The organism is Shewanella decolorationis S12 (assembly GCF_000485795.1).
GTDB lineage: Bacteria > Pseudomonadota > Gammaproteobacteria > Enterobacterales > Shewanellaceae > Shewanella > Shewanella decolorationis.
In genome coordinates this window covers 195,056-218,430 of the sequence record NZ_AXZL01000073.1, presented here as the reverse complement: position 1 = coordinate 218,430, position 23,375 = coordinate 195,056, and the positions used below count along the sequence as shown (strand labels likewise).

Below are 23,375 nucleotides of genomic sequence, written 5' to 3'. Positions count from 1 at the left end.
AGCTACGGCTTATCCAGTGTAGTCGATTGCGGCGCGTTTGCGGCAAGTTCACTCGTCGTATCAACCTCTTGGCTTGATTGGGCAGATGGAGTTTCGGGCTCCACGGCCGGTGTATCCTGCGACGCTAAGGGCTCACCATCGAGATTGGTTTCATTAACATCGCTGCTGGACTCATAGTCCAAATACTCAGGCATGGCCGCGGTAATTTCGGCGCCCAGCAGCACTATCATCCAAGATAAATAGACCCAAACGAACAAAATAGGGATGGTCGCCAATGCGCCGTAAATGGCCTCATAACTTGGGAATTTCGTCACATACAAGGCAAAAGCTTTTTTCCCCAACTCGAATAGCAAGGCCGCCACCACTGCACCGAGTAGTGCGTGCCAAAACTTCACCTTCTGATTCGGCACCACCATATAGAGCAGTAAAAACGCAGCCACCGAAAACAGCATAGGCAAACGCTCGATAAAAAGCGGCATAACCCCAGATAAGGTATCGCCCTCAAACAGTTTTAACGACACAACATAGGAGGTAGCTACTAGACTCGCGCCCACCAGCACTGGACCTAAGGTAATCACCATCCAATACATGGAAAAGGCCACGACCACAGAACGTTTTTCCTTAGTTCGCCAGATATTATTCAGCGACTTATCGATGGCAGAGATCAGCATAATCGCCACCACCACGAGAGCCGCGATCCCCACGGCAGTTCCCTTAGAGGCATTGCCAACAAATTCATTGATATAGACTTGTACCGTATCGCCCGCCGCGGGCAAAAAATTCTCGTAAACGAAGGCTTCGATTTGGCCACGGATCCCCTTAAACACAGGGAAAGCCGACAGCATGGACATAGTCACCGCCACCATAGGCACAAGGGATAACAGGGTGACATAGGCCAAGTGGCCGGCGCGAATATTGATTTGATCTTCCACTAAACGCTGACGTAAATGCAGCAGGAAGCGCCAGATCCCGAGGAATAAGACTTGAATTTGTGCCAGATCTATCTTCTTAGTCACGGGTTTCTCTTGATTCTGTTGGTGTAGACTCGTTATCTTCGTACAATAAACACTTAATTTACAAGTCTAAGGAGTGAATTGATGTCACAACAAGGATCTGCGGGCAATGTTATCGCCGCTATCGCTAGTCTATTCTTTCCCGGCCTAGGTCAACTGGTTCAGGGACGAATTTTGGCTGCATTGCTGTTTTTCGTAGTTACAGTGGTTGGCTATGCCCTTTGGTGGTTAATTGTGCCTGCGGTAATAGGTGCTATCTTTCACCTCTGGAGCATTATCGATGCGGCGCGTTTTAAGGCCGACTAACTTCATTTGACTCAGTGACGGAATACCCAATGAAAAGATTGTTTACCTCTGGCCTGATGGCGGCAACGCTATTGCTGACGGGCTGCCAGAGCGCCTATTACGGTGCCATGGAAAAAGTGGGCTACCACAAGCGCGACATCATGGTCGACAGAGTGAAGGCCGCAAAAGAATCCCAAGAGGATGCCCAAAAAGAGTTCAGCTCAGCACTTGAGGAGATGCAAGCCCTGCTCAACCACAATGGTGGCAACCTCGAAAAGGCCTACAACAAGGCCAAAGATGAATACGAGTCAGCCCAAAGTGCCGCCGATGACGTAAGTAATCGCATCAATAAAGTCGAAGATGTCGCCGAGGCGCTATTCGATGAATGGCAAGCCGAAATCAGCGAGATCAGCAAAGCCAGCCTGCGCCGCAACAGTGAAACTAAGCTCAAGGAAACCCGCCGCTCCTACGAGCAACTGATGAAAACCATGCGCCGTGCCGAATCTAAAATGCCGCCCATCCTCACCGCCATGAAAGACAACATGCTGTATTTAAAGCATAACTTGAATGCTCAAGCAATTGGCGCAATTAAAGGGGAATTTGCGAGCCTACAGACGGATATTTCAGGCCTAATCAAAGAGATGAACAAATCGATCAACGAGTCGAGCAAGTTTATCGAGGCCCTTGAGAACGCAAAAGGGTAGACAATTTAGCTTGCTCAAATTGGCCATTAATTGCGCCAAGCCTATCTGAATTAACAGCTTAGCACTGCATTTAACCCTCTCCTCTAAACACTTCGGCAAACTGCGATGGCAGTTTGCTGTTGATTTTATCCTCCCTGCATTCTCAGTTTCGTTTGTGCAAGGCTAAGATTTTTAGCTTTGTGAGCCATGACGCGCTTTAGCCTGACAGCACAATCAATATTGGATCTGCCGCACAATTTCGCTTTAGGCTCAAAAACTTATCCAACGAAAGCCACTCAGATGGAATACGTGTATTCTATTTGCAGTATTAACATGACTTTTATTGAATCTCTTACCCTGATGTTGGCCCTGATGTATATCGCATCCTTAAGTTATTGGAGCGGTAAAAAATGGGGCGCCGTTGCCACCTTACTCTTAAGTGTTGGCGCCGTGGCGATCAGCCTCTACTGGCCTTTGGCGATCGCCCTAGCCATTGCCTTACCGCTGTGCCTGATTGCCAACAAGTTCGCACCTGAGGAATTAAAGGGTGAGATAAAAATCAACACCCTGCGCGAAGGCTGCCAACACCTGCTCGCGCTCTCGCTGTTTATCGTCGCAATCCAATACAGCATCAATGCTATCCAGCTTAAACAAGGAATTATGCCTTGGTTGATGCGCCCCGATGTCGCTGACGCCTTCTTGCCTATCGCGGGTGGCATTGAGCTAAAAGCCATAGTGACGCTCAACCTGTGGGACCAAACGCACCCAGCCGCAGCCGTCATGCTCGCCGCCGTGCTACTCACAGGCTTACTCTGCAAACGCGCCTTTTGTGGTTGGGCCTGCCCATTAGGGCTTGCTGGCGAATACCTCTACGCCTTGCGCAAACGCTTTATCAAAGCAGAACTTGCGCCACCCGCATGGTTAGACTGGCCACTACGTATGCTTAAATACCTATTATTACTTGCGCTTTTTTACATCGTCATCGGTATGCCTAGCGAGTCGATTCCCTATTATCTGCAAGGCAATTACCACAAGATTGCCGACCTTAAGATGGCGCTGTTTTTTGTCACGCCAGGGCTCATTACCTTAGCCTGCTTTGCTCTTATCCTCGCCTTAGCCGCATGGCGTCGCCAGGGATTTTGCCGCTACTTGTGTCCCTATGGCGCCATGCTCGGGATCTTAAGTTTTGCCAGCCCACTCAAGATCCGTCGCGATACTCAGCATTGCCTGATCGAAGCTAAAGGCATGAAATGCGACAAATGTACCCGCGCCTGCCCAGCCAACATCATAGTGCACACCAAAACCACGGTGCGCAGCGACGAATGCCAAGCCTGTATGCGCTGTGTGGCCGCTTGCCCTAAATCGGCGGCGCTCGGTTTTGGCCTAAAGTCGGGCCACAGAGTTAGCCATAAGGGCTTGTTAGTCCTGTTATTATTGGCACTCTTTGCCCTACCGCTGGGCGCCTATTTAGCCGAGTTCTGGCATAGCCAAACACCGGACAGTATCCGCATGGAGCTTATCCAAGTGATTGATCGAGTTGGCCATTAACGATTTGATTTGTTGGTAAGTAGACATAAAAAAAGTGCAGCCCAAGCTGCACCTTTTATGTTCACGCTGAGCTTAAGCGCTAAAGATTAGGCAAGGTCAAATCTATCGGCATTCATCACCTTAGTCCAAGCGGCCACAAAGTCATGTACAAACTTCTCTTTGGCATCATCCTGCGCATATACCTCGGCATAGGAGCGTAAAATCGAGTTAGAGCCAAACACCAGATCGACGCGGGTTGCGGTCCACTTCACCGCACCAGTTTTACGCTCAACTATCTCATAAAGATTGCTACCCGCAGGCTTCCAGTTGTAGGCCATGTCGGTGAGATTGACAAAGAAATCATTGCTTAACACACCCACTTTGTCGGTAAACACACCGTGACGTGTACCTCCATAGTTAGTGCCTAACACCCGCATTCCCCCAATCAACACAGTCATCTCATGGGCGGTTAATCCCATCAATTGAGTGCGATCGAGCATCATCTCCTCGGGCTGAACTACATAATCCTTTTTCTGCCAGTTACGATACGCATCGTGCAAAGGCTCAAGTACGGCAAAGGATTCCACATCTGTCATTTCCTGCGTGGCATCACCACGGCCAGGCATGAAAGGTACTGTGATATTGACTCCCGCTGCGTGGGCGGCCTTTTCAATTGCCGCTGCGCCACCGAGGACAATCAAGTCGGCAATACTGACTTTTTTGCTCAGGCCTGCCTGCAACTCAGTTAATACTTTAAGCACTTTTTGCAACCGCTCCGGTTCGTTGGCCTGCCAATCCTTTTGCGGTGCTAAGCGGATCCGCGCGCCATTGGCGCCACCACGGAAATCCGAGCCACGGAAGGTGCGGGCACTGTCCCACGCGGTTGCCACTAACTCGGATACGCTGAGCCCCGAGGCTAATAATTTAGCCTTAAGTTCGACAATCTCACTGGCATCTAAACGGTAATCGACCGTTGGGATTGGGTCTTGCCAAATCAGCTCTTCACTCGGAACTTCTGGACCTAAATAACGGCTCTTAGGCCCAAGATCACGGTGAGTTAACTTAAACCAAGCACGGGCAAACACCTCGGAGAAATAGGCGGGATCTTGATAAAACTTCTCGGAGATTTTGCGATATTCGGGGTCCATCTTCATCGCCATATCGGCATCGGTCATTATGGGGTTATAGCGAATGGAAGGATCTTCAACATCAACGGGTTTATCTTCTTCCTTAATATTAATCGGTTCCCATTGCCACGCCCCTGCCGGGCTCTTTTTCAGCTCCCAGTCATAACTGAGTAACAATTTGAAATAGCCGTTATCCCATTGGGTCGGATGGGTAGTCCAAGCCCCTTCAATACCGCTAGTAACGGTATTTCGGCCAACCCCTCTACCGTGCTTATTAAGCCAGCCCAACCCTTGCGCTTCAACATCCTCCCCCTCAGGCTCGGGACCAAGATCCTGCGCCTTGCCATTACCGTGGCACTTACCCACAGTGTGGCCACCCGCGGTTAAGGCCACGGTTTCCTCATCATTCATTGCCATTCGCGCAAAGGTGACACGCACATCTTGAGCGGTTCGCAGGGGATCGGGTTTGCCATCGACCCCTTCAGGATTCACATAAATCAGCCCCATCATTACGGCGGCTAAGGGATTTTCAAGGTCACGCGCGCCCGAATAACGGCTGTTAGGATTATCACTTGGCGCAAGCCATTGTTTTTCAGAGCCCCAATAAATGTCCTTCTCTGGGTGCCAAATATCCTCTCGACCGCCGGCGAATCCATAGGTTTTTAAGCCCATAGACTCATAGGCCACATTGCCCGCGAGGATCATTAAATCCGCCCACGAGAGTTTGTTGCCGTATTTTTTCTTGATCGGCCAGAGTAAACGGCGCGCCTTGTCCAAGTTGGCGTTATCAGGCCAGCTATTGAGTGGTGCAAAGCGTTGATTGCCCGTTCCCGCGCCGCCACGGCCATCGGCAACTCTATAGGTCCCGGCTGAGTGCCATGCCATACGGATCATCAGGCCGCCATAGTGTCCCCAATCGGCGGGCCACCAATCTTGGCTGTCGGTCATTAAAGCATTGAGGTCGCGCTTCACCGCGGCGAGATCTAAGCTGTTGAAGGCATCGCGATAGTTAAACTTAGGATCCATAGGATCCGTCTTCTTATCGTGCTGGTGCAAAATATCGAGATTAAGTGCCTTAGGCCACCAGTCCATATTGTTGCTGGCGACCGCTGAATTCGCCCCATGCATCACGGGGCATTTACCTTGGGAGCTTTGCGTCTTGTCCATTGAATATTCCTTTACTTATGGCTAACGAAGGAAATGACACTTTACGGTGTCATTAGGCTAATCTGGTTGAGCGTTTTACCGTTGGCATTAATCCATTCTACATTGCTCCAAAATGACGATTAATGCACTTTTCAATCTGTATGCTAAATGAACAACATTTCAGACTTAAGCAATTAAAGCGAGAAGACAGTAACGAGAACATCAAACCATAGCTCAAAAAGCGGGCACAGATCACACTATTGGTGGTTTTTACATCACTATCTTGATTTTAATCAGAACGGAAGATGGTTTTATCACTAATACTCATCTCAAATAAGAACAATAAAACGCTTATATTCTTACTTGAGGTGAATCTATGCGGCAGAGACGCTTGCAACTTATGCAGTCACTTTTTGATGAATATATTGAGATGTACGCTGCCCGGGATGACAAGCTCACAGCCCGCTTTAGTGATAATTTTAGTGGTTATGCAGGTAGCAGCGATATCCTTGTCACCAGTAAAGATGAATGGATAAAAATAACCCGTCAGGACTTCGCCCAAATCCCCGAACGGATCCGTATTGAGGTGTTAGATTTATCACTACAGGATCTTGCTGAAGATATTATTGTTATTACCGCATTTTTCCATATTCATCTCCCTATTCCAGACTCGATACTCAGCCAAGAAACCGCAAGATTAGTGCTGGTTTTCCAACAAGAAAGCCAAGATTGGAAAATCGTCCATAGTGGCATTTCGATTCCCTACGGCATAGCCAAAAAAGGCGAAATTTATCCAATGACAAGTTTAGAAGAGCGTAATCGAGAGCTCGAGTCCATTATCCAAGCGCGAACCTATGAACTTGCCGAAGCGAACAACAGACTCGAAAAACTCAGCAATACCGATGGGTTAACCAATATTGGCAACCGTAGATTGTTTGATCAAATGCTGCAAAAGGAATGGAGTCGTGGGCAACGCAACAACACGCCACTCTCGCTTATCATGCTAGATATTGACCACTTTAAATTATTTAATGATTTTTATGGCCATCTCGCAGGAGATGACTGTCTCAAGATGCTGGCGAACAGCTTATCTCAATCAGGTCGTCGGGCAGGTGAATTGGTTGCACGCTATGGCGGCGAAGAATTTGTTATTTTACTCCCCAATACGGATCACCAAAGCGCACTCGACACCGCCAAGCACGTACATCAACTTATTCAATCGCTTGCTATACCCCATATTAAAACAGACATAGGAATTGTCACGGTCAGCGTGGGTGTTGCGTGTTTACTCCCCTCAGATAAACATAATGCCTTAGAATTAGTCCACCAAGCAGATACCGCCCTTTACTTGGCGAAGTCCGCAGGTCGTAACTGCATACGCTTAGTACATGAACCCGAAATATAGCCATTAAAAAGCCCCGCTAAGTTGCCTTAGCGGGGCCTTATTCACTGTGTGGTAGTCACTTTACTCGACTACACAACCACCATTAGCCGCGGCTAGCGCGCTTACGGTCGTTTTCAGTTAAGTGTTTCTTACGAACACGGATGCTCTTAGGTGTTACTTCAACTAATTCGTCATCATCGATAAACTCAAGGGCTTGCTCGAGTGTTAAGGTGATTGGCGTAGTCAGTACTTGAGCTTCGTCAGTGCCTGAAGCACGCATGTTAGTCAGCTGCTTACCTTTCAGACAGTTCACGGTCAGGTCGTTAGAACGTGAGTGGATACCCACAACTTGACCTTCGTAAACTTCGGCAGCGTGGCCGATAAACAGACGACCGCGGTCCTGCAAACCGAACAGTGCGAATGTCAGCGCCTTACCAGTCGCGTTAGAGATCAATACGCCGTTAGCGCGTTGACCGATATCGCCACCTTTGTGCGGACCGTAGTGATCGAATGAGTGGTAAATCAAACCAGTACCTGAAGTTGCAGTTAAGAACTCAGTTTGGAAACCGATTAAGCCACGACTTGGGATGATAAAGTCAACGCGCACGCGGCCTTTACCGTCAAGCTGCATGTCTTTCATCTCAGCCTTACGGATACCCAGCTTCTCGATGACTGTACCTTGATGTTCTTCTTCAACGTCAACAGTCAGGGTCTCGTATGGCTCACACAGTTCGCCATCGATGGTTTTTAAGATAACTTCTGGGCGAGAAACCGCTAATTCGTAACCTTCACGACGCATGTTTTCGATCAGGATGGATAAGTGTAATTCACCACGGCCAGATACTGCGAAACGGTCTGGGCTGTCGGTTTCTTCAACACGCAGTGCCACGTTGTGCACTAATTCCTGTTGCAGACGCTCAAGAATGTTACGTGAAGTCACGTACTTACCTTCTTTACCCGCGAAAGGTGAAGTGTTGACTTGGAACGTCATGGTCAGTGTTGGTTCGTCAACTGACAATGGCGGCAGCGCTTCAACATTACCTGCGGCACATACTGTGTCAGAGATTTTCAGCTCGCCTAAACCAGTAATCGCCACGATGTCGCCAGCGTTTGCTACGTCAACTTCGGTACGCTCTAAGCCCATGTAACCTAATACTTGGCCCATTTTACCGTTGCGCACTTTACCGTCAGCACCGATCACACTTACCTGCTGGTTAGTCTTGATGCTACCACGCTTGATGCGACCAACACCGATAACACCCACGTATGAGTTGTAATCGAGTTGAGAAATTTGCATCTGGAATGGACCTTCAGCGTCAGCTGCAGGTGGAGAAACTTTTTCAACGATAGTCTGGAACAGCGGCGTCATATCTGCGCTTACTTCGTCCGGATCTAAAGTCGCAAAACCGTTTAATGCAGAGGCATAAACGATTGGGAAATCTAATTGCTCGTCAGTCGCACCTAAGTTGTCGAACAGGTCGAATACTTGGTCGATAACCCAATCAGGGCGAGCACCAGGACGGTCAATCTTGTTGATAACAACGATTGGCTTTAAGCCTTGGGCGAACGCTTTCTTGGTTACGAAGCGAGTCTGTGGCATTGGACCGTCAACAGCGTCAACCAGCAGTAATACTGAGTCAACCATAGACAGAACACGCTCAACCTCACCACCGAAGTCGGCGTGGCCTGGGGTGTCTACGATGTTAATGCGGTAGTCGTTCCACTTGATGGCAGTATTCTTTGCCAGAATCGTGATCCCACGTTCCTTTTCAAGATCGTTGGAGTCCATCACCCGCTCAGTAGCTTCTCCCCGGGTTGCAAGGGTTCCTGATTGCGACAGCAGCTTGTCAACCAGGGTCGTTTTGCCATGGTCAACGTGCGCAATAATGGCGATGTTACGTAAATTCTCTAGCACGGATAAACCTCTTACCATCAAACAAAAATAGGGATATTTCAATATTCGTTATAGCAATCTACGTTGAGTCGCCATAAAAAAGCGTGACATTCTACTCCAGAGCGGCCCTGCCGCACAGGATTATTTTTGAACACTTATAAAACAATTTATTGAGCACTGTACTCAAAAGGCACTCTTTTGCCTGAGTCAAATAGCCTAAATGCACCGTTAATATGCAGACAATTCGCCAGTTTATCTTGTCATCGACTAAGCTAAGCAGCTGAATTCACTGTTTTTCACTCTGCGCTTCCTTTGCCGCACAGCACAAAGCAGCCATAAGTATAGTCAATCCACGCCATCAAGCCGTAACGTGCCAGATTAAGCCATAAAAATATGCGTGACTGGCATCAGTTAACGGTTTCTGCGGATGACTTTGGCGTCAGTTTCAACAAACTCTATTCCCCATTGCGAACAACGATTTTAATGGATTGATAATTAAGCATTATTCAATATATCCATCCATAACCGCCCCGCGAAAAATAGCTTAGGTTGCCACGGTTTTGTGACATTATTGCGAGCGATTGAAATAGTGAACTTAAGCGATTCTCAAGCATAACTAATGTGCTAGATTCATTGTGCTTTGTTTGGTTCAAGCAAAGTCAAAAAGCCTAGTTCATGAGCTTAATCGGCCGACGAGAATCGGGAGAAATAAGCGTGGCAAGATTGCCACCAAATCCCTTGCACTAAAATGGTATTGTGACGGTGCGCACCAAAATGGATTAATGCACCAAAATGCCACATACAAACGCACCAATATAGTGCAACGCTGAGCAAATTGCTGTGCACTAAAATATATAGCCTTTGATTATCAACATCTTAAATTGTTGGCATAGATATCGCTATATAGCTTGTAAGTTTGGCTCAAGCGCGACTTGAGTTAAAAGATTATAGAAGGGACATCCCTTTACCCTACCGGAGACTTGAGAATGTCAGTTGAATCAGTTTTAAAGCAACTTGAAGAATTAGAAGTTAAGTTTGTTGATTTACGTTTTACCGACACCAAAGGTAAAGAGCAGCACGTATCTATCCCTGCTCATCAGGTAGACGCTGATTTCTTCGAAGACGGCAAAATGTTTGACGGTTCGTCAATCGCTGGCTGGAAAGGCATTAACGAATCAGACATGGTGCTGATGCCAGACCCAACCACGTTTGTATTAGACCCATTCACCGAAGAAACCACAGCACTGATCCGTTGTGACATTCTCGAGCCAGGCACAATGACTGGTTATGATCGCGACCCACGTTCTATCGCGAAAAAAGCGGAAGAATACTTACGCTCTACCGGTATCGCTGACACTGTATTAGTTGGACCAGAACCAGAATTCTTCCTGTTCGACGACGTACGTTTCGGTACTGATATGTCTGGTTGTTTCGTGAAAATCGACGCTAAAGAAGCGGCATGGAACTCAGGCACTAGCTACGAAGGCGGTAACACTGGTCACCGTCCATTCGTGAAAGGCGGTTACTTCCCAGTAGCTCCTGTTGACTCTTCACAAGACTTACGTAGCGCTATGTGTTTAGTGCTCGAAGAAATGGGTCAAGTCGTTGAAGCTCACCACCACGAAGTGGCGACTGCGGGTCAAAACGAAATCGCAACTCGCTTCAACACTCTGACTAAGAAAGCGGACGAAATCCAAATTCTGAAGTACGTAGTACACAACATGGCTCACGCCTACGGTAAGACTGCGACTTTCATGCCTAAGCCAATCGTTGGCGACAACGGTAGCGGTATGCACGTTCACCAATCTTTAGCTAAAGACGGTGTGAACCTGTTCGCTGGCGACAAATACGCTGGTTTAAGTGAAACTGCACTGTACTACATCGGTGGTATCATCAAGCACGCTCGCGCGCTTAACGCTTTCACTAACCCAAGCACTAACTCTTACAAGCGTTTAGTACCACACTTTGAAGCACCAGTGATGTTAGCTTACTCAGCACGTAACCGCTCTGCTTCAATCCGTATTCCAGTGGTACCAAGTCCAAAAGCGCGTCGTATCGAAACTCGCTTCCCAGATCCACATGCAAACCCATACTTAGGTTTCGCAGCGCTGCTGATGGCAGGTATCGACGGTATCCAAAACAAGATCCATCCAGGCGAAGCGATGGATAAAGACTTGTACGATCTGCCAGCGGAAGAAGCGGCTGAAATCCCACAAGTAGCGACTTCATTAGAAAACGCACTTGAGAACCTGCAAGCTGACCACGAGTTCTTAACTCGCGGCGGTGTATTCAGCGAAGATTTCATCCAATCTTACATTGCACTGAAATCTGCAGAAGCTGAGCGTGTAAGCCGTACAACTCACCCATTAGAGTTCGAGATGTACTACAGCCTGTAATGGCTAACGGCATCGATTAGCTGCACAACATCTAGCAGCCCCGACAGTCTTCTGTCGGGGCTTTTTTTGTCTCTAATCTCCTGCGGATTTTATGCCTACCCGACATAGCTCTACCCACCATCAACACACATAAATCCTGACCTCTCGTTGTTATCTGTCCATTTGTTGTCGCCTAGTGATTTTGGAGGCGTAAAAAAGTAAAGGCTTTGTAAATTCAATTAAGAACGATTCTCGATTACAACTATAATAATGCGTCTTTTTTGGAGCCAAACACGGAATACTCTCCATTCATATTCAGTTAGCGCATTGAATTCAAACCATTAAAAATGCTTTCTGGGTCGCGAGAAAATGTCACCACAGTCTGTCCTTTTGGCTTCTCATGTACCTGTTGTTTTTGATGGAGAATGCTATGCCTAAGTCTATGGGGCCGATGAGCCTAGTCGCCGCCGCAGTTATCTGCCAACTGGGGCTTATTAATATGGCGACAGCCGCTGAAAACGAGATGGAGCGTATGGTGGTCTCCGCCACCCGCTCACCGACCCAAATCAGCGATCTCTCCAGCACTGTGTGGATCATTGATGAAGCCAGCATTCGCGAGCAAACCGATAGCGGCAAAGGGATTAAGGAAATGCTCGCCACCTTGGTGCCGTCGATGGATGTGTCCAGCCAAGGACGCACCAACTTTGGCCAGAATATTCGCGGTCGCGCCATGGTGGTATTAATCGATGGCGTGTCGATGAACACCTCCCGCAGCATTAGCCGTCAGCTCGACAGTATCGATCCATTCAATATTGCCCGCATCGAGGTGCTGGCTGGCGCGTCGGCTATCTATGGTGGTGGCGCACTGGGCGGTGCCATTAATATCGTCACTAAAAAAGCGGCTGACAGCAGTGATACCTTCGAGGCCGAAGCAGGATTTAAGTCCGGCTTTAATAGCAGTGATGATTTAGATTATCGCACAGCGCTAGCGGTTACCGGGGGCAGTGATTCGCTTAAGGGACGCTTTAGTGCCGCTTGGCAGGAAAACGGCCAGTGGTTTGATGGCAGTAGCAATCCTGTAATGCTGGACATCTCCCAAACCGGAATGCAGTACACCCAAGGTTATGATTTGATGGCGAATATGGATTGGCAGCTTGCCAATGACGCAAATCTGAGCGCCATGGCGCAATACTATCGCAATGGTTCAGACGAAGAACATGGCCTGTATATGGGTGAGAACTTCTCCGGTGTCACGGGCGATGCCTCAGTGCTGGAAACCCGTAAAGGATTGGACGCTGACCGCAGCCCCGCCACCGAGCGTACTTTACTGAATCTGTCCTACTCCCAGGATGAGTTTCTGGGTCAAACCCTGTATTTACAAGGCTTTTATCGCAAAGAGAATCTGGATTTCCACCCGTTCCCCTACGTCAATGAAACCAGCGGCGTCTACAACTTCTCAGCATCGGCCCAAAACACCAGCATCTATGGTTTGAAGGCGGTCGTAGAATCCAAACCCGTCGATAGCCTCACACTCACTTGGGGACTGGATTGGGATAAAGAAAGTTTTGATTCGAACCAAATGAGCTTCGACCTCGATGCCGCCAACCAACACGGCGGCTTAGTGATGCGCGAGCTGTTCACTACCGGGCGTTATGTCGACTTTTCGGTCGAGTCTATTGCGGCATTTATCCAAAGCAGTTGGGAAATGAATAGTTTCTTGGTGCTAAACGCAGGCTACCGTTATCAACACATGGAAAACAGTGTTAATGATTTTATCGGTTATAACCAACAGGTAGCGATTGCCTCTGGCAAGGCCAAGGGAGCCGACGCCATTAAAGGCGGCAGCACCGACTATAACATAGGCTTAGTCAACCTTGGCTTGGTGGCCAAGTTGAGCCAAGACCAACAACTCTGGCTTGCCTATTCCCAAGGTTTTGAACTGCCAGACCTGTCGAAATACTATGGTCGCGGCACCTACAAGGCCGATGCCGACGGTTACTTAAAGCTGCAAAATAGCATCAATATCAATGATACCCGCCTTGACGGGATCAAGACCGACTCCATGGAGCTGGGATGGCGTTATCTTGCAGAGCGTTGGCAGGCGCAAGCCAGCGTCTACTATGCAGTGTCTGACAAGGTCATTGAGGTCAACAGCAAAGATCTGACCATCAATGTCAAAGACCAAGATAAACGCAGCTATGGCCTAGAGGCACAGCTTAACTTTGATATCACCTCGGACTGGCAAGTCGGCACCAACCTGCATTTGGTGCGCAGTGAAGTGAAGGATGAGAATAATTGGGTCGATGAAACCGTCACTTACGCCTCACCCTCTAAGGCCACCGCCTTTATTGGCTGGCGCGGCGAGACACAGAAGATACGTTTACAGGCAGAGCACAGTTTTAGCGCCGAGTCCGACTATCGCTTCAAAACCAATGATGGCCTAGCGAGTGAGCTTGATAGCTACACGACACTGGATTTACTGGGCTCTATCGATTTACCCGTCGGTACCCTGAGCTACGGCATCGAAAACCTGCTCGATAAAGACTACAGCACCCTATGGGGCCAACGAGCGGTGTACTTCTACAGCCCGACCTACGGTCCTGAGTCTATGTTCGACTACCATGGCCGTGGCCGCACCTTTGCCCTCAATTATCAACTGAGTTGGTGATAACAGGCTAAAAGGAATCACTTGTGTCAGCCTTCCATTAGGTAGGGTTGACCAAGTGTTACAAACCCAAAAAAACGGTCCTACAGTGGACCGTTTTTTTATTCTGATAAATCAATCAGGCTTTAGATATAAATACCACAATAGCCAGCTAACAACGATTGAACAATAACACCTACAAAACAATTAGTTAAATCAATTTCGAACTTTATCGGTGTTTAGTTTCAATAACCCTAACTAGTTTTTGAAAAATTGTTCGTTGGTACCGTATGGGCCTAGGTTTAAATCGCGTTTACGGATCGCATCTACGCGGTCAAAGGCTTCTTCGGCTACGCGTAGGTTTTTAACATCTTTACGCCAGTAGTATTTAAATCCATCAAAGTGCGCGTTGTTCGGATACCAGTAAAACACACCTAAACCTTCTTTATTGAGGATTGGGGTGTTGTGGATATGGGCACCAGGAATATAGAAGTATTGACCTTTGGCCAGTGTTTCAAATTTATTGTTTGCCAGTGTTTTACTGGTGCCGTTGACCACGTAGTAACACTCTGGTTGGCCGTGGAAATGTGGCTCATGGTCTGATTTCAAGCCATTGGTGATACCAATTACGACAGGGCTATCTGATAGCTCTTTCCAGATATAACCCACAGGTGAGTTTTTTGGATCGCAGTTTTTGGCTTCGAGCACGTTACCGTGGTCATCCAAGGTTTTACAAAAACGTTGGTCAGCGGCAATGCTGTCATTGGGTTTGATGGTGTTAAAGTCGATTTTGCCAGCTTCCCAATCGGCAATATAAGCCTCGATTTCAGGGTTGCGGCACTGCTCTGGCATAGAGTTTTGCGGCACATAGGGTGTGCTGTCGTACGGCACTGGCGTCATTTGTTGATACGGCAGTTGCGCATGGTTACATTGTGGGCCTTGAGCCATAACCGCTGTTGAAGTCAGTGCGGCTAATCCGAAAAGCATTTTTAATTTCATCATTCCAATCCTATTTCTACATCGCTTAATGGCGATATTCTGTTAGTTATGTTGTTACGTGACTAACAATAAAATGATTGGTTGATGGTAAAGGTGAATTGGATCACGGCATGTTTTGAGTGGCAAACTTATTCGTGACTTTACTCGCGAATAATCTTACCGTCTGAGCCGCTTTACAGCTGCAATTGTATGCTTAACTGCGCGTAGTTGGACTTTCCCTTCTGCGCATTGGGATGAGCAGAGCTGTTGTTATCCTCAATTTGATAGCGGCCCACTTCAATACCTAGGGTGAGTGCTTGAGTCAAGTTGGTAAACAAATTCACACCAACGTGGCTGCGATCCGTTTGTTCTCTCTCTGTGCTGGTGTGCCCAAAAAATACGCTCGAACGGGTGTAGTCAGTCCAAAAATGTCGATAGGCAAACATAGCCGATGCAGAAGTCTCTAATTCTCCCTCAATAATATCGCGCGCAGCATCGGTGCCGACATAACGACCTAGGTGGCCGTAATGCAATTGCAGACGCAGATCATCTTGGCCAAAGGTAAAGAGTTTGGCGGCAAGGGAGAGCCCGCCAGCCCATTGCGATATGCCCGCTGGATCTAAATAACGCACTAAGCCAGAGAGAGACACATTGCCCCATTCGCCGGATTGGTTGTAGCGGGCAATCATGTCTGGGATGTAATCATGACTGGTATCAATCCAGTCAGGTTTGGCTGCTGTAGCCTTGGTTATCCCATCCGTTTCGGCTTGGGTGCCATAGGTGTAGGGATTTTCGAGCGCGAATTGCCATTGTTCGGTGCTATAGCGGATAAGTGCTTGTCTTACCATGGCTTGTCCAACTAATGGCCCGCCTAAATCGGCAGTTTCGGCAAAGGTACTGGTATTGACTAAGGTTGACCAAGTTTGTCCGGCGGTGATGCCTTGATAACTGATATAGGCATGCCTAAGCCGTGGACTGTAGGAGTTGGAGATAATCGGATTCCCTTGGCTGGAGCCGACAAAATCGATTTCGGCAAAGGCTTTGGCTTCATCGGTGTTGAGCGACAGGTTAAAGCGGCTTTCTTGGGCGCCAAATTGGGTGCGTTTGCTGTGTTCGACAACCTTGCCTCCGCCAGTCCAACTGTCTTGAAAGGCCAGCGTGCCTTCAACAAAGCGGGTGTTGGCCTTAATAAATCCGCCTAACTGTACATCGGCAGCATACAGGGAGGATGAACAGATAAAATAAACGGCAAGTGTAGGTAAAGATTGTAGTTTCATCGTTCACTCTATGGGGAAAACGTAAAAAAAAGCCCTAACGAATAGGGCCAAAAAGCTATAGCAGTCTAAAACGGCAGGGAGGGAGGATGGACGTCCTAAACTGCGCAAATATTAGAAATAGTAACCAAAGTTGATGTTGATACGTTTATCCCAATCGTTACCGACTTCTGGTAGGCCAACGTGGTCGTTATTGGCGGTTGAGAAGGTCATGTTTTTACCCATGACAAAGTCAATCATGGTGTACGTTGGGCCAGCTGAAATAGCCATACCGGTGACGTTTTGCATGCTGTTGTCGTAGCTATCGTCATCAACATCAGGCGTCATTAAACCAAAGTCGTTATAAAACTTAATGCTGCCCCAATCCGTGTTAACGGTTTTGGCTATGTTGATGTTATAGGCTTGGCCTTTTGAGGCGATTTCATATTGCCAGCTCACCACCGATACGCCAATTTTGTTGTCGTCGATAGCATCTGCAGCATTGTATTCATACTGCATGGCTTGCATTTGTAGGTTCCAGCCGTTGTAGCTGCTGTCTAAATGCAGGGCTACAGCATAGCGGTCGCCATTATTGCCGGTTTTGCTGTTATAGATTTGGCCGACCTGTACTGAGCCACCAAAGGTGGTTGCGCCACCTTCGTATTCAGCGGTGTAGGTTTGGCGCACGTTGAGTTGGTTGGTTTCTTCGTTATTGTATTCCGTGCCGTTGATGGTGCCGGTATACAAGTCAGTTGAATAACGCTTGTTTTCAGTTGGGCCATATTCGGCATTTTTATAAAACGCTAAATCGGTGTGCCAGCCGTTTTTCTCATAGGTCGCTTTTAAGCCGATGTCGTGGTCATCTTCAAAGCCTAAATAGTAAGGCAGACCAAACCACCAACTGTTAGAGATAAACTCGCGGTTACCAAAGGGCACTTTGTTGATACCAAATTGCAGTTGCCAGTCTGGGTCAATGTTGTAGTAGCCATAACCATACTTGATGTAGTTAGTGCCTGAGGTAAAACGGTATTCCGCCGCTAAACCGAAATCGCCTTTTTTTCCATCGAATTTAATTGCCGCCATGTCGAAGTTAAAGTCGCCACCTTTATCCTTCGATTTTTCATCATAATCACGATAGCCATAGTTAACGCGCACTGCGCCGCCAATATTGATGCCATCTTCTTGCTCTGCGGCAAAGGCGTTAGTTTGAGATAGTGCGATAGCGGTTGCCACCATGGACAACATAAACCGGGTGGATTTTTTCATCATCATTACCTTTTTAAGCTTTTGTATTATAAAAATTAAATTACATTTCTTTGAACCAAGTACGGTGACACTCTGCGCACACTGGTGCCTTTTTCTCATGCTCGCCGTGACAGGCTAAGCAGCTGGCACCTTGGTTGTAGTGCAGCGATTTGTGTGGATGAGCTTCAGGGATGGCAAGTTTGGACTCATCAACCGGAATACTGGTGATTTCGCCATGACATTCAACGCAGGCCGCATCGGTCGCATTTTGTTTACCCGAGCCTTGGTGGCATCCTTTACAGCCATCTTGATAGATAAACTCGTGGTTGCTGCGACCTTGGGTGCTGCCTTTCATCTTGACGAGGTCTCCGGCATTGGCTGCGCCAGTGAACAGGGTTGCAACAACCAGTGTGAGTAGTAATGTTTTCATCATGATTTAGGCCTGCATGTCAGATTTGATGGTTTCAGCAACAATAATCCCCATCGTTAAGCACTCCAGACAAGCTGTTGAACTTAAACGGGTTCCACCGTGAGTGCCGCCAGTTGCTTCGCCAACGGCATAGAGATTTTTCATCGGAGCTAGGGTTTGACTATGCAGCACTCTCGCGCCTAAATCGGTTTTTAAACCGCCCATGCAGTAGTGCACCTTGGGCCAAATCCGCGACACAATAAACGGTGGTTTAAGCTCGACTGCCGTATCCATCATGCGGCCAAACAAGGGGTCAATGCGCTGTGGCACTTGCTTGTTGTACTCGGCAACGGTTTGTTTGAGCGGTGCAAGTGGAATATTGAATTGCTTGGCTAATTGCTCAAGGCTATCGACTTTCCAAGCGATTTGGTCACGTACCGCGCGAGTGACTTCTTCTGCACCAATATGATCGTCATGGTTAAAAAACACCACAGGATAGGCGGGTGAGCCATCAGGATGACGGTTTTTCATAATGGCGTCGGAGCAGGTTTTTCTATCGGCGCGTTCGTTCATAAAACGCTTACCGTCTAACACATTGACTGAAATCCCTTTATGAAAACCAATCGAGAGCAGAGCATTTGACCAGCCAAAGCCGCCTTCATCGGGCGAGCCCCAGTGACCTGTTTGAATAAAGCTCATATGAACCGGGAAAGCACCGTGGGCCATAGCCGTTAGTGTGACTTCGCCCGTTGCGCCTAGGGCATTGGTACAATCTAAGGTTTTATCTAACGCAGGGTCGACCAGTTCACGTAGTACTAAGTTACGTGAGAAACCACCGTGGGCAAGGATAACGGCCTTATTGGCTTTGATGTAGATTGTTTTACCGGTTTTGAGATCTGGGAAACGATAATTTTGGCGTACTTTCAAGCCAACAATCTCTTGGCCATCCATGATGAAGTCTTCAACATAATGCTGCAGACGGTACTCAACGCCTTCTTTTTTACCAGCTTCATAGAGTTTTGTGGTGATATCGCCACCGACGCCATGCAGAGTACGGATAGCTCGCGCTTTATTGTGGCCTCCCACTTGTTGATTAAAGCCCTCACGGAATTTAACCCCAGTATCAATACACAGCTGATAAGCATCCAGGGCACGATTAGCGATTTGTCGTAGCATGTCGGTATTTTGCATACCGCGGCCGGAGATAATTTGATCTTTCACTAGCTCTTCGGGTGAATCATCGTTGATGCCTTGAGCTAATTGGATTGGGTTTTTAGGGATAGCTAACCAGCCCCCGTTGATCGCTGAGTTGCCACCGATCACCTGCATTTTTTCTAATACCAGTATCGAGCCTAAACCTTGACGCTTAGCATTTAGTGCGGATGACAGACCCGCAAAACCTGACCCCACGACAATAACATCACGAGTTTCATCCCATTTAATATTTGAGGCGCATTCAGTGGCTGATACTGCACTTGGCAATGCCGCTGCGATACCGCCTACCGCAGCGCCAGCACCTAGCTTTAAAAAACTTCTTCTATCATGCATTTTGTTAACCCTCTATGTCTGTTGCAAGCAAGATAGAGGTTATGAACGACGCCTAAGGAGAAGTGAGTCACGACTTTTTTTCAGTGACAATTTTATTCGTGAGTCATCTCGTGAATATCTTTTCTTTGAGTGAGATTGGCGATGAAGGATTAAATGAACACAATTTAATTTATGACAAATTACTGTTGATTAAATGTGTGTTTGAGGTAAATCACAAAGGTTGAAATTTAAGGCTTCTATGATGTGAGCTCAATCCCGATTAGCTGCTTATTGGCTATGCCTCGTATTTGCAAGCAATCCATAATGCACTTTTAGGTATATTGGAATAAATAAATGAAATGCCCCACTGACTCACTATCTATTTTGCGTTGTAATCAAATATTGGATGCAGCTGAAAAGCTGATTGAGTCACAAGGTGTTGTGTCTTTTAAATTTTCTCAGCTTGCGCATGAGGTTGGATGCTCTACAGGAACTTTATATAAGTTTTTTGAACGCAAAGAAGATGTGTTGGTTTGCTTATTCTTAAGAAGTGCCACATCAAATCACTTACCCATTTTTATCCATAATAATCCAGAGTTAACTGCACAAGAGAAAGTACTCTTACCCATTTTATTTACCTTTGAAACCATTAAGCGTAGTAGTAGCTTTTTTACACTGCGTTCGGTGTCAGTGAATACCATGGTTTGGAAACTCGCGAGTGATGAAAAAGTGGAGCGGTTTAAAAAACGCATTAATGCCTTCTGGGGTTGGTTTACAGACGCATTAAATTTAGCAGTTGAAAATGGTGAATTAGTAGCAACCCCATTAGAAATACAAGAGCTAGTTCAAGGAATTACCTTTTACCTAACAGGATCTTTGACACAATTTGAAAGTCAGCTCATAGCCCCAGAGTATTTATCTAATCGCCGTGACACCTGTTATCGACATTTAGCAAACCTAATGGAAAGATATAAATGGAAAAAGCCATTAACCCTCGCGCTTTTTGATTCGCTGGAGTCGAGAACAGTTAAGTTTTTTGACCAGCACTATCGTGACCATATGACCTGTGCGGCTTGTAGTGCACTATCGAATAAAAGTACTCGTGAATTATCAAAATGTACACGCAACAGCTTAACCTTCGACATATGAAAACAACTAACACGAATATTAACAGATTATTTAAACAGCGTAATTCATAAAAATACAAGCAAATTTATCTCGTATTAAAAATATTACAAAAAGCTATTCATTTAAAACTTGGCAACATGATATTTATTAAAAACCAACTGAAAAAGCAGCGAACGAATAATTATTGAACATTTCAAAATTTCGCGATTAGATTTAATACACTAAATTCAATCAGCAATATCTCTTAACCAATCCCAATCACGCTAAAAAACCTATGAACTCTAGGATCCACTATGGTTATTTATAGGCTTTGGCTTGTTACAAAAATGAAAATAAAAAGTGAACAAAATATAGAAAGCACCTTGTTTAGCACTTTCTATCGTACTGTGTATAATGCTCTCTAATCATTAAAAATGAATAATGAATACAATCCTATACTGCATTGATAAACAGTAATTATCTGCAACGACCAAGGCGCGAACCCGTGGTCGTGACTTTGTCGCAATCTTTCTTGGTGACTTTCTTCTCGGCGCTGCTTGCTACCGTCGAATCGGTATCTGTGTCACTGACCGATGCGCAGCCACTCAAGCCTAGTACGGCAACGGGTAACAGTATCGCAATCCATTTTTTAGCATTTTATTCATCCTGATTAACGGGTAATTTTGGCCTTGGGTATTTGTATTCAACCCAGAGAGCGTAAGCTAATCAATAAAGTCATGTGACACAACGCTACAGGCGAGCCAACCAAGGTAAATAATCCTTTCTACTGACGAGCACTCGCCATTTGGCTAATCTTTCTAAACAGAAACTATCGTGTTAACAAGAGCCGCATCGTCCGAAATTAGATGAAAAAAAACTCTAGTACGCTTGTCACCCATTACCCCAAAACCAAGCCCAGAAACAGTTTATTTCCAATCCCTTCTTGCACTTATTTATATGACTCGCTAGCTTGAGCATGTCCATGCTGCATGATTGATCCCTTTCATTTGGGCGTTCTTAATGACACACCAAAACAAAAATAATAATAGGCGCTTAGCTATGTGGCAAAAACTCAAACCCTATCAAGACTCTATTGTGCTGCTCAGCGCATTATTACTTGGCGGCATGATCGGCATCTATTGGCCATCCTTGGCACTCAAGCTCAAGCCCCTAGGGCAAATCTTTTTAAATCTGTTGTTTATGATTATCGTGCCCTTGGTGGCGATCAGCGTGACCTCATCGATAGCCCGGATGACGGACTTAAAAAAGCTCGGGGCAATTCTAGTGTCGATTATGGGCGTCTCGATTATGATGGCGATTATTCCCGCCGTCGGCATCACCTTGCTAGCATTGATGTTTGATCCAGCCCAAGGCGTGACCCTCGATCTTAATCAAACCGTTAGCGACACCTCAGGGAAGATGGATTTTGTGGCGCTGCTGACCACTAATGACTTTTCTGGATTACTCTCCAAATCCAATATCTTGGCGCTTATCATCATGTCGGTGATTGCCGGAATCGCCATAGGTCAATCGGGGGAAGATGGCCGTAAAGTCTCGGCACTGCTCGACAGTTTTAATACCGTGATCATGAAGATTGTCAGCATTATTATGCTGGCGGCCCCCGTCGGCCTTGGTGCTTACTTTGCCTCCACCATGGCGAGTCAAGATCCACAGCTTGTGGTGACCTTTGCCCGCGCCGTGGGATTATTTTTAGTAGCCTGTTTTATATACCTTACTGTCGGCTCCACCTTTTATGCCTGGCTTGGCGGTGGCATGCACGGGATTAGACAATTTTGGCGCCACGCCCTCGAACCCGCAGTGACCGCATTAGGCACCACTTCCTCCCTCGCGACCCTGCCCGTCACCTTAAAGGCGGCGCTGAAGATGGGGATAAAACCCGAAATCGCCGATATCAGCCTGCCGCTGCTGGTGAATTTGAATAAGGGCGGCGCGTCCATTATCACCGCCTTGAAGATTGTATTTATTTACTCTCTGCTCGGTTTAGATTTCACGGTCGATGTGTTTATGGTGACCATACTCATCTCTGTCCTGTCCGCCTTCATCATCGGCGGCGTGCCGGGCGGCGCCTTCCTCGGGGAGATTTTTATTGTCACCACCTTAGGGTTACCGATGGAAACCATCCCCATTCTGGTGGTGATAGGCGCCATTACCGACGCGCCTTCCACCGTTATTAACGTCGTCCACGATCTAAATGCCAGCCAGATTGTTGAACGCCTCAACCGAAAACGAATTGAGTCATAGAATGGAAATTGCCGAATAATTGACAGCGAAAATCATCTGATTAGAATGCCAAACCATTGAAACAGAGCACATTAGTGCCGAGTAAAATCCGTTATGCTGCCACATAAGTAGTACGCTTAGTCGATCAAGCAAATCGATCAAATCTAAGCGATGCGGTTTTTTTAAACATAAACAATGGAGTGGTTATGCGTTGGTTGGCTTGGTTAGTTGTATGCGGGTCTCTCACCGGATGCGCCGCGGTAACGTCAAGAATGGGAGCAGATTCAACTTGGGGTCACTCTTTTTCGAGTGTGCAGACTGCTGTCGATAATGGCGAGGAGTGTGTAGTGATATACGCGATATCCGCTCCGCCATTGCTGCTATTTACTATCCCCCTGACACTGGTGGATATGGGCAGCTCACTGGTAGTCGATGCTGTGATGCTACCCGTCGATTTGGCGATCACCCCAAGCAATCCTGAGCTTCGCACCCCGCGTTCTATGTTCTGCCACTATACCTACAGCATTTAAACCCATA

The 23,375-nt window shown here is 47.1% G+C and carries 18 protein-coding genes; 10 read left to right on the top strand and 8 right to left on the bottom strand.

Annotated features, from left to right (window positions below; genetic code table 11):
• Positions 1-2: 2 nt before the first annotated feature.
• Entirely contained in the window at positions 3-1,016 is a 1,014-nt protein-coding gene (locus SHD_RS16755; protein WP_023268218.1) for a virulence factor BrkB family protein, read from the bottom strand.
• A gap of 81 nt (positions 1,017-1,097) precedes the next feature.
• Between SHD_RS16755 and SHD_RS16750 the strand changes: the two genes are divergently transcribed.
• The 3 genes from SHD_RS16750 (at position 1,098) to SHD_RS16740 (ending at position 3,529) form a co-directional block, all read left to right on the top strand.
• A complete protein-coding gene (locus tag SHD_RS16750; RefSeq protein WP_023268217.1) occupies positions 1,098-1,319 on the top strand; it encodes a hypothetical protein in 222 nt (73 codons plus the stop codon).
• 29 nt (positions 1,320-1,348) lie between these two features.
• Positions 1,349-2,002, top strand: a complete 654-nt coding sequence (locus SHD_RS16745) for a DUF2959 domain-containing protein (RefSeq protein WP_023268216.1) — start codon at positions 1,349-1,351, stop codon at positions 2,000-2,002.
• Positions 2,003-2,314: 312 nt separating this feature from the next.
• Positions 2,315-3,529 (top strand): 4Fe-4S binding protein, encoded by a 1,215-nt coding sequence (locus tag SHD_RS16740; protein WP_039978615.1) that lies wholly within the window; start codon positions 2,315-2,317, stop codon positions 3,527-3,529.
• Positions 3,530-3,615: 86 nt separating this feature from the next.
• Here the strand turns inward: SHD_RS16740 and katG are convergent, their stop codons facing one another.
• Entirely contained in the window at positions 3,616-5,802 is a 2,187-nt protein-coding gene (katG, locus tag SHD_RS16735) for a catalase/peroxidase HPI (RefSeq protein WP_023268214.1), read from the bottom strand.
• A 355-nt stretch (positions 5,803-6,157) separates the two neighbouring features.
• Between katG and SHD_RS16730 the strand changes: the two genes are divergently transcribed.
• Complete coding sequence (locus tag SHD_RS16730; RefSeq protein ID WP_039978580.1) at positions 6,158-7,186, top strand: diguanylate cyclase domain-containing protein; 1,029 nt, start codon at positions 6,158-6,160, stop codon at positions 7,184-7,186.
• Between the two features lie 82 nt (positions 7,187-7,268).
• Here SHD_RS16730 and typA read toward each other — a convergent pair whose 3' ends face one another.
• Positions 7,269-9,080 carry a translational GTPase TypA gene (gene typA / locus SHD_RS16725; protein ID WP_039978579.1) on the bottom strand — a complete coding sequence of 604 codons (1,812 nt, stop codon included), beginning with the start codon at positions 9,078-9,080 and terminating at the stop codon, positions 7,269-7,271.
• A 965-nt stretch (positions 9,081-10,045) separates the two neighbouring features.
• Between typA and glnA the strand changes: the two genes are divergently transcribed.
• Positions 10,046-11,455: a glutamate--ammonia ligase gene (gene glnA, locus SHD_RS16720; protein WP_023268211.1), complete on the top strand. Its 1,410-nt coding sequence runs from the start codon at positions 10,046-10,048 to the stop codon at positions 11,453-11,455.
• 409 nt (positions 11,456-11,864) lie between these two features.
• Entirely contained in the window at positions 11,865-14,102 is a 2,238-nt protein-coding gene (locus SHD_RS16715; RefSeq protein ID WP_052031074.1) for a TonB-dependent receptor, read from the top strand.
• Positions 14,103-14,336: 234 nt separating this feature from the next.
• On the opposite strand, the gene SHD_RS16710 is transcribed toward SHD_RS16715, so the two are convergent.
• The 5 genes from SHD_RS16710 to SHD_RS16690 all read right to left on the bottom strand — a co-directional run bounded on the left by SHD_RS16710 (position 14,337) and on the right by SHD_RS16690 (position 19,511).
• Entirely contained in the window at positions 14,337-15,080 is a 744-nt protein-coding gene (locus tag SHD_RS16710; protein ID WP_023268209.1) for a cupin domain-containing protein, read from the bottom strand.
• Between the two features lie 170 nt (positions 15,081-15,250).
• Positions 15,251-16,333, bottom strand: coding sequence for a hypothetical protein (locus tag SHD_RS16705; RefSeq protein WP_023268208.1), 1,083 nt, complete (start codon positions 16,331-16,333; stop codon positions 15,251-15,253).
• A 111-nt stretch (positions 16,334-16,444) separates the two neighbouring features.
• Positions 16,445-17,578, bottom strand: coding sequence for a porin family protein (locus tag SHD_RS16700; protein WP_039978578.1), 1,134 nt, complete (start codon positions 17,576-17,578; stop codon positions 16,445-16,447).
• A 37-nt stretch (positions 17,579-17,615) separates the two neighbouring features.
• Entirely contained in the window at positions 17,616-17,987 is a 372-nt protein-coding gene (locus tag SHD_RS16695) for a cytochrome c3 family protein (RefSeq protein ID WP_023268206.1), read from the bottom strand.
• A 3-nt stretch (positions 17,988-17,990) separates the two neighbouring features.
• Entirely contained in the window at positions 17,991-19,511 is a 1,521-nt protein-coding gene (locus SHD_RS16690; RefSeq protein ID WP_023268205.1) for a flavocytochrome c, read from the bottom strand.
• Positions 19,512-19,844: 333 nt separating this feature from the next.
• On the opposite strand from SHD_RS16690, the gene SHD_RS16685 reads away from it, so the two are divergent.
• The 4 genes from SHD_RS16685 (at position 19,845) to SHD_RS22315 (ending at position 23,368) form a co-directional block, all read left to right on the top strand.
• A complete protein-coding gene (locus SHD_RS16685) occupies positions 19,845-20,639 on the top strand; it encodes a TetR/AcrR family transcriptional regulator (RefSeq protein WP_023268204.1) in 795 nt (264 codons plus the stop codon).
• 463 nt (positions 20,640-21,102) lie between these two features.
• On the top strand, positions 21,103-21,267 hold the full coding sequence (locus tag SHD_RS16680) for a hypothetical protein (RefSeq protein ID WP_235056982.1): 165 nt from the start codon (positions 21,103-21,105) through the stop codon (positions 21,265-21,267).
• A 389-nt stretch (positions 21,268-21,656) separates the two neighbouring features.
• On the top strand, positions 21,657-22,859 hold the full coding sequence (locus tag SHD_RS16675; RefSeq protein WP_023268203.1) for a dicarboxylate/amino acid:cation symporter: 1,203 nt from the start codon (positions 21,657-21,659) through the stop codon (positions 22,857-22,859).
• A gap of 185 nt (positions 22,860-23,044) precedes the next feature.
• On the top strand, positions 23,045-23,368 hold the full coding sequence (locus SHD_RS22315; protein ID WP_039978577.1) for a YceK/YidQ family lipoprotein: 324 nt from the start codon (positions 23,045-23,047) through the stop codon (positions 23,366-23,368).
• Positions 23,369-23,375 lie beyond the last annotated feature (7 nt).

Excerpts from the sequence above, each read along its gene's own strand:
- SHD_RS16710 (WP_023268209.1), bottom strand. The coding sequence starts at position 15,080 with ATGATGAAATTAAAAATGCTTTTCGGATTAGCCGCACTGACTTCAACA.
- SHD_RS16700 (WP_039978578.1), bottom strand. The coding sequence starts at position 17,578 with ATGATGAAAAAATCCACCCGGTTTATGTTGTCCATGGTGGCAACCGCT.
- SHD_RS16685 (WP_023268204.1), top strand. The coding sequence starts at position 19,845 with ATGAAATGCCCCACTGACTCACTATCTATTTTGCGTTGTAATCAAATA.
- SHD_RS16715 (WP_052031074.1), top strand. The coding sequence starts at position 11,865 with ATGCCTAAGTCTATGGGGCCGATGAGCCTAGTCGCCGCCGCAGTTATC.
- glnA (WP_023268211.1), top strand. The coding sequence starts at position 10,046 with ATGTCAGTTGAATCAGTTTTAAAGCAACTTGAAGAATTAGAAGTTAAG.
- SHD_RS16745 (WP_023268216.1), top strand. The coding sequence starts at position 1,349 with ATGAAAAGATTGTTTACCTCTGGCCTGATGGCGGCAACGCTATTGCTG.
- SHD_RS16730 (WP_039978580.1), top strand. The coding sequence starts at position 6,158 with ATGCGGCAGAGACGCTTGCAACTTATGCAGTCACTTTTTGATGAATAT.
- SHD_RS16705 (WP_023268208.1), bottom strand. The coding sequence starts at position 16,333 with ATGAAACTACAATCTTTACCTACACTTGCCGTTTATTTTATCTGTTCA.
- SHD_RS16750 (WP_023268217.1), top strand. The coding sequence starts at position 1,098 with ATGTCACAACAAGGATCTGCGGGCAATGTTATCGCCGCTATCGCTAGT.
- SHD_RS16690 (WP_023268205.1), bottom strand. The coding sequence starts at position 19,511 with ATGCATGATAGAAGAAGTTTTTTAAAGCTAGGTGCTGGCGCTGCGGTA.
- SHD_RS22315 (WP_039978577.1), top strand. The coding sequence starts at position 23,045 with ATGCGTTGGTTGGCTTGGTTAGTTGTATGCGGGTCTCTCACCGGATGC.
- SHD_RS16695 (WP_023268206.1), bottom strand. The coding sequence starts at position 17,987 with ATGATGAAAACATTACTACTCACACTGGTTGTTGCAACCCTGTTCACT.
- katG (WP_023268214.1), bottom strand. The coding sequence starts at position 5,802 with ATGGACAAGACGCAAAGCTCCCAAGGTAAATGCCCCGTGATGCATGGG.
- SHD_RS16675 (WP_023268203.1), top strand. The coding sequence starts at position 21,657 with ATGTGGCAAAAACTCAAACCCTATCAAGACTCTATTGTGCTGCTCAGC.
- SHD_RS16740 (WP_039978615.1), top strand. The coding sequence starts at position 2,315 with ATGACTTTTATTGAATCTCTTACCCTGATGTTGGCCCTGATGTATATC.